Annotated in this window: 15 protein-coding genes; 8 read left to right on the top strand and 7 right to left on the bottom strand. The window is 65.2% G+C overall.

The features are described 5' to 3' along the window. Positions 1-779: AbrB family transcriptional regulator (locus Q4G14_RS12690; protein WP_303362125.1), on the bottom strand; the 779-nt coding region annotated here is incomplete at its 3' end. Positions 780-856: 77 nt separating this feature from the next. On the opposite strand from Q4G14_RS12690, the gene Q4G14_RS12695 reads away from it, so the two are divergent. The 4 genes from Q4G14_RS12695 to Q4G14_RS12710 all read left to right on the top strand — a co-directional run bounded on the left by Q4G14_RS12695 (position 857) and on the right by Q4G14_RS12710 (position 4,473). Beyond that, positions 857-1,522 carry a GntR family transcriptional regulator gene (locus tag Q4G14_RS12695; RefSeq protein WP_303362126.1) on the top strand — a complete coding sequence of 222 codons (666 nt, stop codon included), beginning with the start codon at positions 857-859 and terminating at the stop codon, positions 1,520-1,522. Beyond that, a complete protein-coding gene (tcuA, locus tag Q4G14_RS12700) occupies positions 1,519-2,907 on the top strand; it encodes an FAD-dependent tricarballylate dehydrogenase TcuA (RefSeq protein WP_303362127.1) in 1,389 nt (462 codons plus the stop codon). The genes Q4G14_RS12695 and tcuA overlap by 4 nt, the downstream gene beginning before the upstream one ends. Continuing rightward, on the top strand, positions 2,897-3,991 hold the full coding sequence (gene tcuB / locus Q4G14_RS12705; RefSeq protein ID WP_303362128.1) for a tricarballylate utilization 4Fe-4S protein TcuB: 1,095 nt from the start codon (positions 2,897-2,899) through the stop codon (positions 3,989-3,991). Before tcuA ends, tcuB begins: the two co-directional genes overlap by 11 nt. A 98-nt stretch (positions 3,992-4,089) precedes the next feature. Then, positions 4,090-4,473 carry a VOC family protein gene (locus tag Q4G14_RS12710; RefSeq protein ID WP_303362129.1) on the top strand — a complete coding sequence of 128 codons (384 nt, stop codon included), beginning with the start codon at positions 4,090-4,092 and terminating at the stop codon, positions 4,471-4,473. On the opposite strand, the gene Q4G14_RS12715 is transcribed toward Q4G14_RS12710, so the two are convergent. The 5 genes from Q4G14_RS12715 to Q4G14_RS12735 all read right to left on the bottom strand — a co-directional run bounded on the left by Q4G14_RS12715 (position 4,470) and on the right by Q4G14_RS12735 (position 11,063). Beyond that, on the bottom strand, positions 4,470-5,555 hold the full coding sequence (locus tag Q4G14_RS12715) for a 4-oxalomesaconate tautomerase (protein ID WP_303362130.1): 1,086 nt from the start codon (positions 5,553-5,555) through the stop codon (positions 4,470-4,472). The genes Q4G14_RS12710 and Q4G14_RS12715 overlap by 4 nt on opposite strands. A 66-nt stretch (positions 5,556-5,621) precedes the next feature. Then, a complete protein-coding gene (locus Q4G14_RS12720) occupies positions 5,622-7,616 on the bottom strand; it encodes a tripartite tricarboxylate transporter permease (protein ID WP_303362131.1) in 1,995 nt (664 codons plus the stop codon). Between the two features lie 183 nt (positions 7,617-7,799). Further along, positions 7,800-8,900, bottom strand: a complete 1,101-nt coding sequence (locus Q4G14_RS12725; RefSeq protein WP_303362132.1) for a tripartite tricarboxylate transporter substrate binding protein — start codon at positions 8,898-8,900, stop codon at positions 7,800-7,802. 97 nt (positions 8,901-8,997) lie between these two features. Beyond that, entirely contained in the window at positions 8,998-10,395 is a 1,398-nt protein-coding gene (locus Q4G14_RS12730; RefSeq protein ID WP_303362133.1) for a sensor histidine kinase, read from the bottom strand. Continuing rightward, complete coding sequence (locus Q4G14_RS12735; RefSeq protein ID WP_303362134.1) at positions 10,392-11,063, bottom strand: response regulator transcription factor; 672 nt, start codon at positions 11,061-11,063, stop codon at positions 10,392-10,394. The genes Q4G14_RS12730 and Q4G14_RS12735 overlap by 4 nt, the downstream gene beginning before the upstream one ends. Positions 11,064-11,232: 169 nt before the next feature. On the opposite strand from Q4G14_RS12735, the gene Q4G14_RS12740 reads away from it, so the two are divergent. Beyond that, a complete protein-coding gene (locus Q4G14_RS12740; RefSeq protein WP_303362135.1) occupies positions 11,233-12,339 on the top strand; it encodes a tripartite tricarboxylate transporter substrate binding protein in 1,107 nt (368 codons plus the stop codon). A gap of 19 nt (positions 12,340-12,358) precedes the next feature. On the opposite strand, the gene Q4G14_RS12745 is transcribed toward Q4G14_RS12740, so the two are convergent. Next, the gene (locus tag Q4G14_RS12745; RefSeq protein WP_303362136.1) at positions 12,359-13,432 is read right to left on the bottom strand and encodes an isocitrate/isopropylmalate dehydrogenase family protein; all 1,074 of its coding nucleotides are present in this window, start codon (positions 13,430-13,432) and stop codon (positions 12,359-12,361) included. A 111-nt stretch (positions 13,433-13,543) separates the two neighbouring features. Here Q4G14_RS12745 and Q4G14_RS12750 point away from each other — a divergent pair, with 111 nt between their 5' ends. From Q4G14_RS12750 to Q4G14_RS12760, 3 genes are all read left to right on the top strand, one after another. Beyond that, entirely contained in the window at positions 13,544-14,479 is a 936-nt protein-coding gene (locus Q4G14_RS12750) for a GntR family transcriptional regulator (protein WP_303362137.1), read from the top strand. Between the two features lie 3 nt (positions 14,480-14,482). Next, positions 14,483-15,304, top strand: coding sequence for a universal stress protein (locus Q4G14_RS12755; protein WP_303362138.1), 822 nt, complete (start codon positions 14,483-14,485; stop codon positions 15,302-15,304). Positions 15,305-15,427: 123 nt separating this feature from the next. Next, positions 15,428-15,670 carry a BolA family transcriptional regulator gene (locus tag Q4G14_RS12760; RefSeq protein ID WP_303362139.1) on the top strand — a complete coding sequence of 81 codons (243 nt, stop codon included), beginning with the start codon at positions 15,428-15,430 and terminating at the stop codon, positions 15,668-15,670. The last annotated feature ends 9 nt before the right edge of the window (positions 15,671-15,679 follow it).

Consider the following 15,679-nt stretch of genomic DNA (forward strand, 5'->3'; position numbering starts at 1 on the left):
TCGCGCAGGGTGACGCCGACATAGTTCACACCGATGCCAATGCCGATGAACAATTGCGCGGCCATGATCGCCTCGGCCGGCGGGCGGGTGGTGATGATCCCTGCCAGCGACAGCACCGTTGTCACGATCATCGGCCCAAGGATCGAGGCTCCGAACAGACCGATCCGTTCGCCCCCCTTCCAGCCGATCAGCGCGGCAACCACCATCAGCGCAAGCTGATCCCAGCCGGTCTGCGCCATCGGCTTGCCGATCGCGCCGGTCAGCGACACATCATACAGCCCGACCAGAACGACCGGCACGATCGTCACCAGAACCGCAACGCGCGTCGCATGGATCAGCGACAGGGCGCGCACATCGGCCCCTGCCTCGGCACCGAACACGACCATATCCTGCAAGCCACCGGGCATGGCGGCATAATATGACGTGACCGGATCAAAGCCCAAACGGCGAAAGAACGGCACGCCGATCAGCCCGATCAGCAGAACATACAGCGGCACCAGCGCCACGCTCAGCGCCATGTGCGGCACCTGCGCCACCACATCGGGGGTAATGGATGCGCCCACGGCCACGCCCAGCACCGTCCGCGCCGCAACCGAAATCTGCCCCAGACCACGCAACGGCGCGCCAGCCAGTGCCGCGATCAGGCAAAAGCTCATCGGGCCGAACAGGAACGGCAGCGGCAGGCCCAGCAGCCAGAAAACCGCAGCGCCACACAGTGCCAGCGCGATGGTCGCGCCGCGAGGGACAAGCTGCGGCGGCAGGGTCAAGGGATGGGCCATCAGCATCAACTCCTCTGGTTGACAGGTTTGGGATACTCTTGTATCCACTCGTATGCAACGCAAAGCCGCAGCTTATAATGACTGACGATCCCAATTCCCCGCAAGGGCAATCCGCCTATCGCCGCCTGCTGACCGAGATTCGTTCCGGCCAGCTTGCCCCCGGCGCGCGGCTGCGTGAAACCGAACTGGCCGACCGCTTTGGTATTTCCCGCACCCCCGTGCGCGAGGCGATCCGCCAGCTAGAGGCGGACGGGCTGGTGATCCATCAGGCCCGGCAGGGCGCGACGATCCGCACGCTGGACCATGCCGAGGTGATCGAGCTTTACGAAATGCGCATCGTGCTGGAGGGCACGGCGGCGCGCATGGCTGCGCGCATGGTCCTGCCGGTCGAGCTTGACGAATTGCGCGACATAAACGCCACGATGGCGCAGGCCGCGCCGGGGTTCGAGGCGCAGGAGCTGAACCGCCAGTTCCACCGCGCGGTTCTGGGGGCCGCGCGCAACCGCTTTCTGGTCAAGGCGGTCAGCGCGCTGCAAAAGACCATGCTGATCCTTGGCCCGACCACGCTGGCCGAACCCGCCCGCCCCGAAACCGCTGCATCCGAACATGCCGCCGTCATCGACGCGCTGGATCTGCGCGATGGTGCCGCCGCCGAACAGGCCATGCGTGCCCATCTGGAAAGCGCGCTGAACGCCCGCCTGCGCGCGATGCGCAGTCTCGAAATTCCGCTGGAGGACGAATGACCCAAGCCGAAACCTATGACATCGCCGTGGTCGGTGGCGGCAACGCCGCATTGTGCGCCGCCATCACCGCCGCCCGTGCAGGTGCCCGCGTCATCATCCTGGAAGGCGCGCCCGAACCCTATCGCGGCGGGAATTCACGTCACACCCGCAACTTTCGCTGTATGCACCGCGGGCCGATGTTCCCGCTGACCGGCGCCTATGAAGAAGACGAATACCTGCACGACCTGATGCTGGTCACAAAGGGCAAGACCGACGAACATCTGGCCCGCATGGCGATCCGCACATCCGAAGAATGCCTGCCGTGGATGCAGGAAAACGGCGTGCGCTTTCAGCCATCCTTGTCGGGCACGCTGTCGCTGTCGCGCACGAATGCGTTCTTTCTGGGCGGCGGCAAGGCGCTGGTGAACGCCTATTACAACACCGCCACCGATCTGGGCGTTTCTGTGATCTATCAGGCACAAGTGCGCCATGTTCACCGCGAGGGGCAGGACATCACCCATCTCGACATCGAGGTAAAGGGCGTGCCACAGACCATCCGCGCGCGGGCCTATGTGCTGGCCTCGGGCGGGTTTCAGGCCGACATCGACTGGCTGGCCCGCGCCTGGGGGCCAGCCGCGCGGAACTTTCTGATCCGCGGCACGCCCTATAACCGTGGCGTGGTGCTGCGCGACATGCTGGATCAGGGGGCCGACAGCGTGGGCGACCCGACGCAATGCCACGCCGTCGCCATCGACGGGCGCGCGCCGAAATATGACGGCGGCATCGTGACGCGGCTGGATTGCGTGCCGTTTTCGGTGGTGGTGAACCGCGATGGCCAGCGGTTCTATGACGAGGGCGAAGATACCTGGCCCAAGCGTTACGCGATCTGGGGCCGACTGGTCGCGGCGCAGCCCGATCAGGTCGGCTATGCGCTGATTGACGCCAAGTCGATCGACCTGTTCATGCCCTCGGTCTTTCCGCCGATCAAGGCGGACAGCATCCCGGAACTGGCGCAAAAGATGGGCCTTGATCCCGACGCGGTGGACCGCACCGTGGCCGATTTCAACACCGCTTGCCATCCCGGCACGTTCCATGCGACGGAACTGGACGGGCTGGCGACCGAGGGGCTGAACCCGCCGAAAACCAACTGGGCGCGGCCTTTGGATACGCCGCCCTTCTATGGCTATCAACTGCGCCCCGGCGTGACCTTCACCTATCTGGGGCTGAAAGTGTCCGACCGCGCGCAGGTCCACAGCGCGCAAGGCCCGATCCGCAACCTGTGGGCGGCGGGCGAGATCATGGCCGGGTCGATCTTGGGTCAGGGCTATCTGGCTGGTTTCGGCATGACCATCGGCACTGTATTCGGACGTATCGCAGGCAAGGAGGCCGCCGCCCATGTCGCTTGATTTCACCCTTCCCGCCCAAGCCTCTGCCATGGACGAGGCGCGCCGCCAGATCGAGATCTGCAACGCCTGCCGCTATTGCGAGGGGTTCTGTTCGGTTTTTCCGGCGATGACCCGCAACAAGGCCTTTGCCGATGGCGATCTGACCCATCTGGCGAACCTCTGCCACAATTGCCGGGGCTGTTACTATGCCTGCCAATATACCCCGCCGCATGAATTCGCGCTGAACATCCCCGCCGCACTGGCCGAGGTGCGCACCGACAGTTGGGAACGTCTGGCCCGCCCGCGCGCGCTGGCCGGGCTGTTTCAGCGGCATGGCGTGGCGATGGCCGGGCTGCTGGTGGCGGCACTGGCGCTGTTCTTTTGGCTGGTTGCCGCGTTCCGCCCGGTCGAGGGCGCGGGTTTCTATGCCCATATGGCGCATAACCTGATGATTGCGCTGTTCATTCCGGCTTTTGTTGGGCCGCTGGCGCTGATCGCGCTGTCGCTGCGCGATTACTGGCGCGAGGTGGGCGGAGGGCGCATCCGGCTGGCCGATCTGGCGCGCGCAGGCGACATGGCCGCGCGGATGAAGAACCTGAACGGCGGCCATGGCGACGGCTGCAACTTTGAACAGGGCACCCGATTCAGCCAGAACCGGCGCGTGTTCCACCAGTTGCTGATGTGGGGCTTTATCGCCTGTTTCGGCGCGACCAGCGCAGGGACAATCATGCACTATGTCTTTGGCTGGCACGCCCCTTATCCGCTGTGGTCGCTGCCGAAACTGCTGGGCGTTCCCGGCGGGCTGGCGATGGTGATCGGCGCGGGCGGTCTGGCGGCGCTGAAACTGCGCGCCGACCCCGAACTGGGCGATCGGCGCGTCTGGGGCGGCGAAATGGCCTTTGTGCTGCTGCTGGCGATTGTCGCGGCCACCGGGCTGGCACTGTATGCCGCCACCGGCACGGGTGCCGTCGGCGCGCTGCTGGCCGTGCATCTGGCCAGCGTGATGACGCTGTTCCTGCTGATGCCGTTTTCCAAGATGGTCCACGGATTTTTCCGCTTTACCGCACTGGTGGCCGAGGCGGGCAAGCAGAGGCAGAGCGCCTAAGCCTGCTGACCCAAGGTTGCGGGGCTGCCTGACCTGTGCAAACGTGCAGGTTGGCGGCCCTTGCTGTTGGCCTGACCAGACAACAAGGGAACAGGCAGATGTTGCAGATCGACCGGCTGGATCACCTTGTTCTGACCGTCGCGGATATTGACCGCACCTGCGATTTTTACCGCGATGTGCTGGGCTTTCAGGTGGTCACATTCGGTCAGGGGCGCATCGCGCTGAGCTTTGGTCAGCAAAAGATCAATCTGCACCAAACGGGGCAAGAGTTCGAGCCAAAGGCCCTGCGCCCCACCGCCGGGTCTGCCGATCTTTGCCTGATTACGACGCTGCCGCCCGATGCCGTCATTCAGGCCCTGACCCGCGCGGGCATCGCTATTGAACAAGGCCCCGTGCCCCGCACCGGGGCCACGGGGCCGATCACCTCGGTCTATATCCGCGATCCCGACCAGAACCTGATCGAGATCGCCAGCTATGATTAGACGGTGCCAGCGGGCACAAACACCTCGCCTGTCAGCAGCTTGCGCGCGGTGCGGATGGCGCCGGCGCTGACCACCTGCAAATCCGCGCCCTGCCCTTGGGTGCGCAGCGCCACGTCGATCATGCCGCTGGGGTGTTCGATCAGGATCTCGCGATCCTCACCCTCGGGGCGCAGCGCCAGCCCGTCAGAGACCGAGCCTTGCAGCATAGCCACGGTGGACACGCACAGCGCGCCGGTGACGGCAAAGGCGGCGTGGGTCTTGTGCGGCACCAGATAGCGCGCGGCGATATGGCCGTCGCCCTTGGGCGCGGCGATGATGCCGATCTTGGGGATCACCTTGCCCGCGACATCACCAAGGCCCATGCGCTGCCCCGCCTCGCGCCGCATTGCCTCGATCCGGGTGAAAAAGTCACGGTCGGCATCCAGTTCGTCGGGGGTTTCATAGCCGGTTTTGCCCATATCGGCGGCGCGCACGATCATCATCGGCACGGCCACGTCGATCAGCGTCACATCCACGCCGTCAATCTGTTCGCGCAACTGGCCCGTCGGCAGCAGCGCATCGGTTTTCGACCCGACAATATCCATAAAGTTCAGCCGCACCGCCGCCGCCGTGCCGGGCACGCCCGCAATCGCCGTGTCTCCATCGTAAACCACGCCATCCGCATCGGTCTGCACAATCGCCTCGATCCGGCTGGAGGTGTTCAGGTTGTGGATCACGACGCGCGTTTCGCCGCCCGTCGCCGCAACCATTCCGCGTTCGATGGCAAAAGGCCCGACTGCGGCCAGAATATTGCCGCAGGACGGCGCGGTATCGACCACCGGATCCGTGATCGAGACCTGCGCGAACAGGTAATCGACATCCACCCCCTGACGCGATGATGGCCCGACAATCGCCACCTTGGAGGTCAGCGTATCCGCGCCGCCGATCCCGTCGATCTGGCGCAGATCTGGCGACCCCATCACGGCCAGCAACATCCGGTCGCGCGCGGCCTCGTCTGCGGGCAGGTCGTCCATGCGGAAATACGGCCCCTTGGACGTGCCGCCGCGCATGACCATCACCGGGATTGCGTGTTGTTTTGCCATGATCTTTCCTTCCATATGAAAAGGCCCGCACCGGTGATGGCGCGGGCCGATGCTGTCATCCGCGACCTAGCCCAAGAGCCATGGCAACTGGCCATAGAACTGATCCTGCAACAGCCCGGCGGGCAGCATCAGGTTCAGCGTCGAGGTCAGCGCCGCCAAGATCGCCACGGCCAATGCCGTCAACGCAATGATCTGAAGCCAGCCCGACTTGGCCACGATCCGCAAGAAGGCGACAAAGAACACCATCAGCGCCAGGAAATACCCGACCAGTGAAATCGCCACGACAAAGCCCACCAGCCAGGCCATGTATTTGCGCGGCGTCAGGGGGCCGTCGTCATCCGTGCTCAGCTTTTCTTCGCTGTCGAACACCGCGCCGCTGGTGCGGTTGCCGGTGATCTGCGGATACAGCACAAAGAACGACGCGATCAGCCCGACGATGGCCACGCCCATCGGGAACACCTTGCCCAGCAATTGCAGGTTGTAGGTGTCATAGATGGTAAACAGAAAGAACGCGACCAGAACCAGCGTAAAGGTGATCTGCGGCCACAGCGGATAGGCATCCGATACGGTCCCCGCACCTTCGGTCTGGATCTTGTTGTTGCCGCCCCTGGACCGCAGGCTAAGAAAGATCGACAGCGCAATGATGGCCGCGATAATCAGCACGATCGGGCGTCCGAAAAAGCTCCACCCCGAAAATTGCAACGCCTGATACAGATAGCGTTCCCCTTGGGTGGCCAGAACGAAGCCGATCAGAAACGCCGGGCGCGGCCAGCCAAAGCGGCGCAGCATGATGCCGATGATGCCCATGCCCACCAGCGCCACCAGATCATAGAGCGAGCGGTTGGGCTGGAACGCCGCGAACGAGATCACCATCACCATAAACGGCGCGATCAGCGCGTAGCGCACCATGGTAATGCGCGCGATCCCCGGTGCCAGCATCAGGCACAGCAGCGTGCCCATGACGTTGGCCAGCGCCAGCGACCAGACGATGGTATAGGTCACGTCAAGGTTGGTGGACACCATCGAGGGGCCGGGCTGCAAGCCGATCAGCACCATCCCGGCCAGAAAGATCGCCATCGCCCCCGAACCCGGAATGCCGAACAGCAGCGTCGGCACCAGACCGCCGCCCTCTTTCGACGAGGTGGTCGATTCCACCGCGATCACGCCGCGAATGTCACCCTTGCCGAACTGGCTTTTGTCCTTGGCGGTCTGCACGACATGGCCATAGGCGATCCAGTCCACGACCGAGCCGCCAAGACCGGGGATCATCCCCAGCATCGCGCCCAGTCCGGCCAGACGCAGGGTCAGCCAGCGATAGGCCCATGTGTCCTTGATGCCCTGCTTCCAGCCTGCGCCCAGCGCCGAACCCTTGGCCGCAATTGCGCTGTTCTTGCGCAGCAGATCGCCGATTTCCGGCACGGCGAACAGCGCCAGACCGACGATCACCAGCGGCAGGCCGTTCATCAGGTAAAGCGTGCCGAACTCCATCCGGTATTCGCCGGTGGCCGGGGCAGACCCGACCGAGCCAAGCGCCAGACCGGCAGCAGCGGCGACCAGACCTTTCGCAAGGCTCTGCCCCGACAGCACGCCGACCATCGACAGGCCGAACATCGTCAGCATGAACAGTTCCGCCGCGCCGAACGACAGGATCAGCGGCCGGGCGACCAGAACGCAGACGGTCAACACCGCCGCGCCGAACAACCCGCCAATGAACGAGGCCGTGAATGCCGCGCTGAGCGCGCGGGCAGCCTGCCCCTTTTTCGCCAGCGGGAATCCGTCAAGGATCGTCGCCTGCGACGATGACGACCCCGGAATCCCCATCAGGACCGAGGCGAATGTGTCGGAAATCGCCAGCACCGGCAGAATGCCGATCAGCATGGCCAGCGCCGAGGTCGGCTCCATCCCGTAAACGAACGGCAGCAGCAGCGACATGCCGACAATACCGCCCAGACCGGGCAGAATGCCGACGATCAGACCGACGCCAACCCCGACCATCAGATAAGTAAAGTGATTCAGCGTCAGCACAGTGCCAAGCGCCTGATAGATTGCATCCATTATCATGGTGTGCCCCCTGACCCCCTGATCCGGGCCAGACAGCGACGCACCGAACGGCACTGCACCGACAAGACCGGAAAAGCTGAAAATGCGATGCCTTGCGCCACGCCATGGCCCGCTGGCATCCGCCCGTTACCCCTCGGGCAGCAAAGCGGGCGCCGCAATGGTCGCGGCGCCCGGACCGGACAATCAGTCCAGCGTGACGTTGTGACGCTCACGCAGATAGTTGCGCACCCATTCGCGCGATTCCGGGTCGATGGTGGTGGCGACGCGATACAGCCTTTCCGCATCATCCCCCACGGCCTGCGTGTATTCGCCCAGGATTTCGCCCGCAGCAGCGACCAGTTCCGGGTCGGCGGCAGCGGCAGCAAAGGCATCGCGATAGGCCTTGACGATCGGTTCGGGCGTATCCTTGGGCAGAACCGCGTTCTTTTGCGCCGCGAAACCGGCGACGAAAAAGGCTTTATACGCCTCGAACGCCACGCCCGAGGGCGGTTCGCCGTGCATCATTTCATAGGCTTCGGCGAAATGCGGAATGTCGGGGAAGGTCGGATCGCGCTGGATGTTGCCCTCGGCGTCAAGCACGCCATAGGAAAACAGCGGCACGGCGGTGCCCGCCTGAACCAGCGGCACCACGTTGGTCAGATAGGCCGAGGTGGTCTGATAGTCGATGGTCGCCTCGCCCCGTTCAAAGGCCAGACGGCCATCGCCGCGCCCGGTCATGCCGAACACATGGCGCACGTTCAGGCCCATCACCTCGAACGCCAGCATCGGCACCAGATCCAGCGAGGTCGCGCCCTGGCTGGCGTAAACCAGTTCACGGTCGGCGATCTTGCCCAGTTCCGAGGCATCGGCCACCTCAAAGCTGGACGGGATATAGACGACGCCGCCGGTGGGCGACACGACGACCGGCTGGAATTCGGCCAGATCGTAACGCACCCGCCGGTCGCCCAGCAGATACGGGAATTGCGTGGACCCCGAGGTGCCCAGCATTTGCAGCCCGTTCGGGCGCGCCCGCGCCGCAAATTCGTTCGATCCGGTGATGGACCCGCCGCCCGGCACGTTGCGGACGATTACGTTGGGATTGCCGTCCAGATGGCGCACCAGATAGGGCGACAGAAAGCGCGCCCACACGTCCGAACCGCCCCCTTCCGAGAAGGGAATCCAGAACTCGACCGTTTTGCCCGAGAAATCCACATCCTGCGCCATCGCAGGGGCAGAGACGGCAAGCGTCAGGCCCGCGACCGCAGCCGCAATAACGCCACGAAAATGGCGAATCGGTGATTGCATAAATTTTCCTCCCATCAGGACCAATGCGCCGGGGCGCAGATCTTTCGTGGGCTGTTTTCGCACACGAACCTGTCAGCAAGCTGTCATATCAGGCAGATCACGCTGTTTTTTGCGTCAGCGGCAGGCTGAACCGGATGGTGCAGCCGACAGAGGACAGCTCGACCATCGCATCCCCGCCGGCGCGGCGCGCGATCATGCGGACGATGGGCAGCCCCAGCCCGGAACCGCCGTCATCGGCATAATTGATGCGGAAAAAGCGCTCGAACACGGCCTCGTGCAGATTGGACGGGATGCCCGGTCCCTGATCGCTGACCCGCAGCACCGCCTGCCCGGCCCGCCGCGACAGTTCCAGCCGCAGTTCGCTGTCCGGCGGGCAGCCGTATTTCAGCGCGTTGTCGATCAGATTATCGACCGCCTCTTCCAGCAGAACGGCGTTGACGGCGACGCGCAGCGGGCGGTCGGGTTCGATCAGGGCCACATCGACACCCCGGCGCAGCGCGGCAGGCACATGGCGGCGGGCGACCTCGGCCACGGTCTGGGTGAAATCGACCGGCGGCCCGGCGGTCATCCCCTGCCCGTCGCTGGCGGCATCCAGCCGCAGCAATTGCTGCGTCAGCCGTGACAGCCGCCGCGTCAATTCGCCCAGATCGCGCAGCCTCTGTTCGCGGTCGCCCGCGTCGCGCGCGCTCAGCGCCGATTCGGCTTGCGCCTGAATGGCGGCGACCGGGTTGCGCAGCTGATGCGCGGCGTTGGATATGAAGGCCCGCCGCCGGTCCAGTTCCGCAGACAGACGGGTGAACAGGCTGTTGATGGTGGCGACCAGCGGCATCACCTCGCGCGGGACATTGCGACGGATCGGGCGCAGTTCGCTGGTGCTGCGCAGCGCCACCGCATCGCGCAGATCGGTCAGCGGCGACAGGCCGCGATTGATCCCGAACCACACCAGCCCCGTGACCGAGGCCACCATCAGCGCCAGCACCGCCGCCGCCTGCCCCAGCATCTGCCGGGTCAATGCGTCGCGGGCGGTGACGGTCTGCCAGACGCGCACGGTCGTCCAGCCATCCAGTTCGGCGTCGGTGATATATTCGCGCAGCACCACCACGCGCACCGGCCGCCCGTTCCACGACGCGCTGTAAAAGACCGGCACCGCCTCGGGGTATTCGACACCAGCGGGCAGCGGCGGCGCATCGGTGCGCCCGACGATAAAGCGCCCCCCGGCGGCGTGAACCTGATAATAGATCGGATCGCCAAGCGCCCCTTCCAGCGAACGCAGCAGATCGCCCGCCAGCACATCGCCGCGCGTCACCATCACCTCGCGCGCGACGGCATGGGCGACGACCTTCAGCGTATCGTCATACAGCGCGCGCGACACATCGCGCGCCATCCAGTTCAGGATGACGCTGGCCGTCACGGCAATCACAAGCTGCGGCACCACGATCATCACGAACAGGCGTGCGCGCAGGCTGCGCCAGACCGGGCGACGGCGCCGCGTCACCTTGCTGCAACCTGCAAGATATAGCCAAGGCCGCGGATGGATTTGATCTGCACGCCGCCCCCCTCGATCTTGCGGCGCAGGCGCGACACCAGAATTTCCACTGCGTTCACATCGACATCCGCGCCGGTGCCATAGATGCTGTCGCACAGCGCCGCCTTGGATACGACCCGCTCGGCACTGTCGAACAGCGCCTCCCACAGCGCCAGTTCGCGGCGCGACAGGTCGATGGTGCCCTCTGGTCCCGACAGGCGGCGGCCCGCGCGGTCGAATTCCAGCCCGGCGATGGGTTCCACCATCTGCCCGCGCCGCCCGCGCCGCCGCCCCAGCGCACGGATGCGCGCGGTCAGTTCGGCCATCTCGAACGGCTTGGTCATATAATCATCGGCCCCCGCATCCAGCCCGGCGACGCGATCATCCAGACTGTCGCGCGCGGTCAGCACCAGAACCGGAATATCGGTTCCCGATGCCGCCAGACCTCGAATCACCTCCAGCCCACCCATGCGCGGCAGGTTCATATCGACGATGGCCAGATCGGCCCCCTCGCTGGCCAGAAACTCGGCCCCGTCCTGCCCGTCGGCCAGCCAGTCCACCGAATGCCCTTCCTCGCGCAGCGCCTGAGCGACGGCGCGCGCCAGCATCTGGTTATCTTCGATCAGCACGATACGCATGGGCGTCAGAGACTCGTCATCGCAGCGGGACAGGATCAACCTGCGCAAGCGCGCGCCCGCGCGCAACCCCGCCGCACAAAAATCAGGTGGCAAGGGGTAACGGCCCCGCCTACAATCGGCGCAGGGTCCGGTCACGGCGACAAACGAACGCACCGGGTGGGAGAGTTGGATGCAGGCAGGATCGCCGCTTTGGCGCATCGCCCTGATCGCGATATGCGCGGCAAGCCTGCTGGACGGGCGCCCGGCGGTGGCCGATACCGCGCGGCCAGATTTCACCGGCACCGTTGTTGAATGGATCATTCCGTTCGGGGAAGGCGGCGGGTCAGACATGTGGGCGCGGTTTCTGGCTCCGCTGATCGTCCAGCACTTGCCCGGACAGCCGCAGGCGATAGTGCGTAATGAATATGGCGGCGGCGGCACGCGCGGGGCCAATCTGTTTACGGCACAGGCGCGCCCCGATGGGCGCATGGTGCTGGGCACATCCGGGTCAACGCAGATCGCCTATATGCTGGGCGATCTGCGTGTGCGCTATGATTACGACGACTGGGATGTCCTGATGGCGACCCCGACGGGCGGGGTGGTCTATGTCTCGGCCGATCTGGGTGTCGGGTCGTGGCACGAGATTGCCGATCTGCAAGGCCAGCGGCTGCTGTATGCAAGCATGGGGCCTGCTTCGCTGGATCTGGTGCCGATGCTCGCCTTTCGCCTGCTGGGGTTGGATGTGCGCTATGTGTTCGGCTACACGGGCCGGCATGACGGGTTGCAGGCCATGCAGCAGGGCGAGATCAGCATCGACTATCAGACCACCCCCGCCTATCTGGCCAATGTCGCGCCGCAGGTGGCGCAGGGGCGCGCCGTGCCGCTGATGACATGGGGTGTGCTGGACGCCGATGGCCGGGTGCTGCGCGACCCGACCTTCCCCGACCTGCCCACAGTCGAGGAGGTTTACGAACTGATCCACGGTGCCCCGCCCTCTGGTCCCGATTACGAGGCGTATCGCGCCTTTGCCACCGCCGGTTTTGCGGCGCAAAAGATGCTGGTGCTGCCGCGCGAAACGCCCAGGGCGATTCAGGACGAATGGATCAGCGCGATCCGCAAGGCACTGGCCGACCCCGACTATCAGGCCAAGGCCCCGGCGCGGCTGGGGGCCTATCAGACGGTGGTGGGCCAGGATGCCGAGCGTCTGGCCCGCAGCGCGACACATATCGCGCCCGAGGTGCGCCAGAACGTGCTGGACATGCTGGCCAGCGAATATTCCGTCCGACTGTCGGAATAGCCCGCCCTGCCCCGCGATTCTATCGTCCGCCCTGCGCGCCAAGATTGTCGCAGATGCGGGCGGCAAAGGCACGCGTGCCCAGCGGCCCGCCCAGATCGGCGGTGCGGCTGGCCGGATCGTCCAGCGCCTGTTCGACGGCGGCCTCGACCGCACGGGCGGCGGCGGCGTAATCCGCGCGGTCATGCCGCCGCGCCAGCCAGTCCAGCAGCATCGCCGCCGACAGGATCAGCGAAGTGGGGTTTGCGCGATCCTGCCCGGCAATATCCGGCGCCGACCCATGCTGCGCCTGCGCCACGCACACATCCGCCCCCTGATTGATCGAGCCGCCAAGCCCCAGACTGCCCGACAGTTCCGACGCCTCATCCGAAAGAATGTCGCCGAACATGTTGGTCGTCACGATCACGTCAAAGCTGTCGGGGCGGCGGATCAGATGCGCGGCGGCGGCATCGACGATCAGTTCCTCTAACTGCACATCCGGGTAATCTGCGGCAACGCGCCGCACCTCGCGCAGAAACAGGCCGTCGGTCAGCTTCAGCACATTGGCCTTATGCACCGCCGTCACCTTTTTGCGGCGGCTGCGCGCCAGATCAAAGGCGGTGCGGGCGACGGTGGCCGATGCTTTTGCGGTGATCTTGCGCACCGACAGGGCCATGTCATCATCGGGCATGAACTCGCCCGTGCCGGCGACCATGTTACGGTCGGCATAGAAGCCTTCGGTATTTTCGCGCACCACGATCAGGTCCATGGGCTTGCGCAGCACGCTCAGATCAGGGCGCGACCGGGCGGGCCGGATATTGGCATACAGCGAAAACTGCACCCGCAACGCCCCCGAGGGGTTGATGCCGCCCTGTTCACGCGGCGGGTAATCGTAATGCGACACCGGCCCAAGGATCACGCCATCCACCTGCGGAATGCGATCCAGCACCGCCTGGGGCAGCGTGGTGCCCTGTGCCGCCAGCGACGCAAGCCCGATCTGCGCCTGTTCCAGCGCCAGCCCCAGATCGAAGGCCGCATTCACCCGGTCCAGCACCGCCAGTGTGGCTTGCGTGATTTCGGGGCCGATCCCGTCGCCGGGCAATACCAGAATGCGCATCTGACAAACTCCGATTGGTTCTTTTTCCTCTTAAAGTGCCAGATAACGCATGTCTGGCCTTTTGCAAGCGCAAAAAACCAATCTTGGCAATTTGCGCGGCATCTGTCATGGATGGCCGAAAAGGACGGCCCCGAATTGACCAGCCTTGCCGACACCCTTGCCAGCCGGATCGCGGCGCATATCCGTGCGCAAAATCTGCGCCGTGGCGAACGGCTGACGGAACGGCGGCTGGCCGAACAGTTCCGCGTCTCGCGCTCGCCCATAAGGGCCGCGATGAAGCAACTTGCCGCCGCCGGTGTGTTAAAGGCGACGGAACGCAGCGGCTATCAGATCCTTGATGCGGATGCCGCCGTGGCGCTGTCAGACCGGCAACCGGCCACCGACCCCGACGAACAGCTTTACCTGACCATCGCCCGCGACCGGGTGCAGGGCCGCCTGCCCGACCGGATCAGCGAAAACGAATTCCTGCGCCGCTATGATCTGACGCGCGGCCAGTTGGGCCGCCTGCTGCGCCGCATGTCGCAAGAAGGCTGGATCGAGCGGCTGCCCGGCCACGGCTGGGAATTTCAGCCGCTGCTGACCTCGCTGGAAAGCTATCGCGACAGCTATCGGTTCCGGCAGTTGATCGAACCGGCAGGGCTGCTGGAACCGGGCTTTGCCCTGAACCGCCCGGCGCTGGAACAGCGGCTGGAGCAGCAGGAATGGCTGGTGGCGGGCGGCATCTGGTCGGTCAGCGACGCGCGGCTGTTCGATCTGAACAGCGGGATGCACGAAACGCTGATGGAATGCAGCGGCAATCTGTTCCTGATCGACGCCCTGCGCCGGGTGGACCGGCTGCGCCGCCTGTTCGATTACGGCCAGACGCTGGACCGCGACAGCGCCCGCGACCGCTGCGTGGAACATGTGCATCTGTTGCAGCTTGTGCTGGCCGGCAAGAACGCGGATGCTGCGGATTATTTGCGCGCGCATCTGACCGCACTTGTGCCACTCAAGGCCATGCGTCTGCGCCCCGCCCCGACTGAAACGACACCTGCACCGGAGGATTGACAGATGACCATTCGCAGTATCCTGACCAACTATACCGGCAACGGCGGCGGCCCTGCCGCACTGCGTATGTCGATCCAGATGGCGCAGAAATACGACGCCAGCCTGACCGCCGCCGTCTGGGTGCCCGACAACCCGATGCGCCGCCGCGCGGGTGCCTTTCTGACACCCGAGATCGACAAGATCCTTGATGGCTATGAAAACGATTTCATCGCCGAGCGGCGCGGGGCCTTTGAAACCGCCGTCGCGCAGGCCGGGCTGACCGGCGAGACGCATTTCGAGGCCTATGGCACCCGCAGTCGCAGCATCACCGAGGTCGCGCGCGGCCATGACATCGTGGTGATCGGCAGCGCGACCGACCCCAATCAGGCGCAGGATTTCGGTGTGCGCCCCGATGTCGTCGCCCTGCGCAGCGGCCGCCCGGTGCTGGTCGTGCCCTCGACCTATAACGCGCCGTCGATCATCGAATCCGCCGCCGTTGCATGGGACGGCAAGCGCGCGGCGGCGCGGGCGCTGGCCGATGCGATGCACATCCTTGGCACCAAGGACCGGGTGATCCTGATCGGTATCGGCGACGATCTGCCGCCCGATTACGGCGCAGAGGTGATGCGCCTGATGGAACGCCACGGCATCGAAGCCGAACTGGTCATCCGCCCTCAGGGCGCGGGCGGCACCGGGCAGACCATCATCGACACCTGCCTGGAAACCGGCGTCGGGCTGTTGGTCATGGGTGCCTATGAACACAGCAAGTTCACCGAAGATCTGCTGGGCGGCGTGACGCGCGACATCTTTGAACGCGCGCCGCTGCCGGTGCTGATGTCGCACTGACGCGCGCCGGGGCAGCAACGCCCTGCCCGGCGGCACCACAGCCGCCGGGGCAATCCGCGCCGCGCCACCTTGCGACACCAGCCCGCATCCCCTACATCAGACGGGACAGTGAAAGGACGTGCCATGGCTATGGAAGCGCATGATATTGAAGCCCTGATCCGCGCGGCGTTCCCGGATGCGCAGATCACGATCACCGACCTTGCCGGCGACGGAAACCATTTCGCCGCCGAGGTGATCGACGAAAGTTTCCGTGGTCAGAACCGCGTTCAGCAGCAGCGGGCCGTTTATGCCGCGTTGCAGGGCAAGATGGACGGGTCGCGCGGCGAATTGCACGCACTGGCCCTGACCACCAAGGCGCCGGACTGATCCGGCCCG

The organism is Paracoccus sp. (in: a-proteobacteria) (genome assembly GCF_030538755.1).
Taxonomy (GTDB): domain Bacteria; phylum Pseudomonadota; class Alphaproteobacteria; order Rhodobacterales; family Rhodobacteraceae; genus Paracoccus.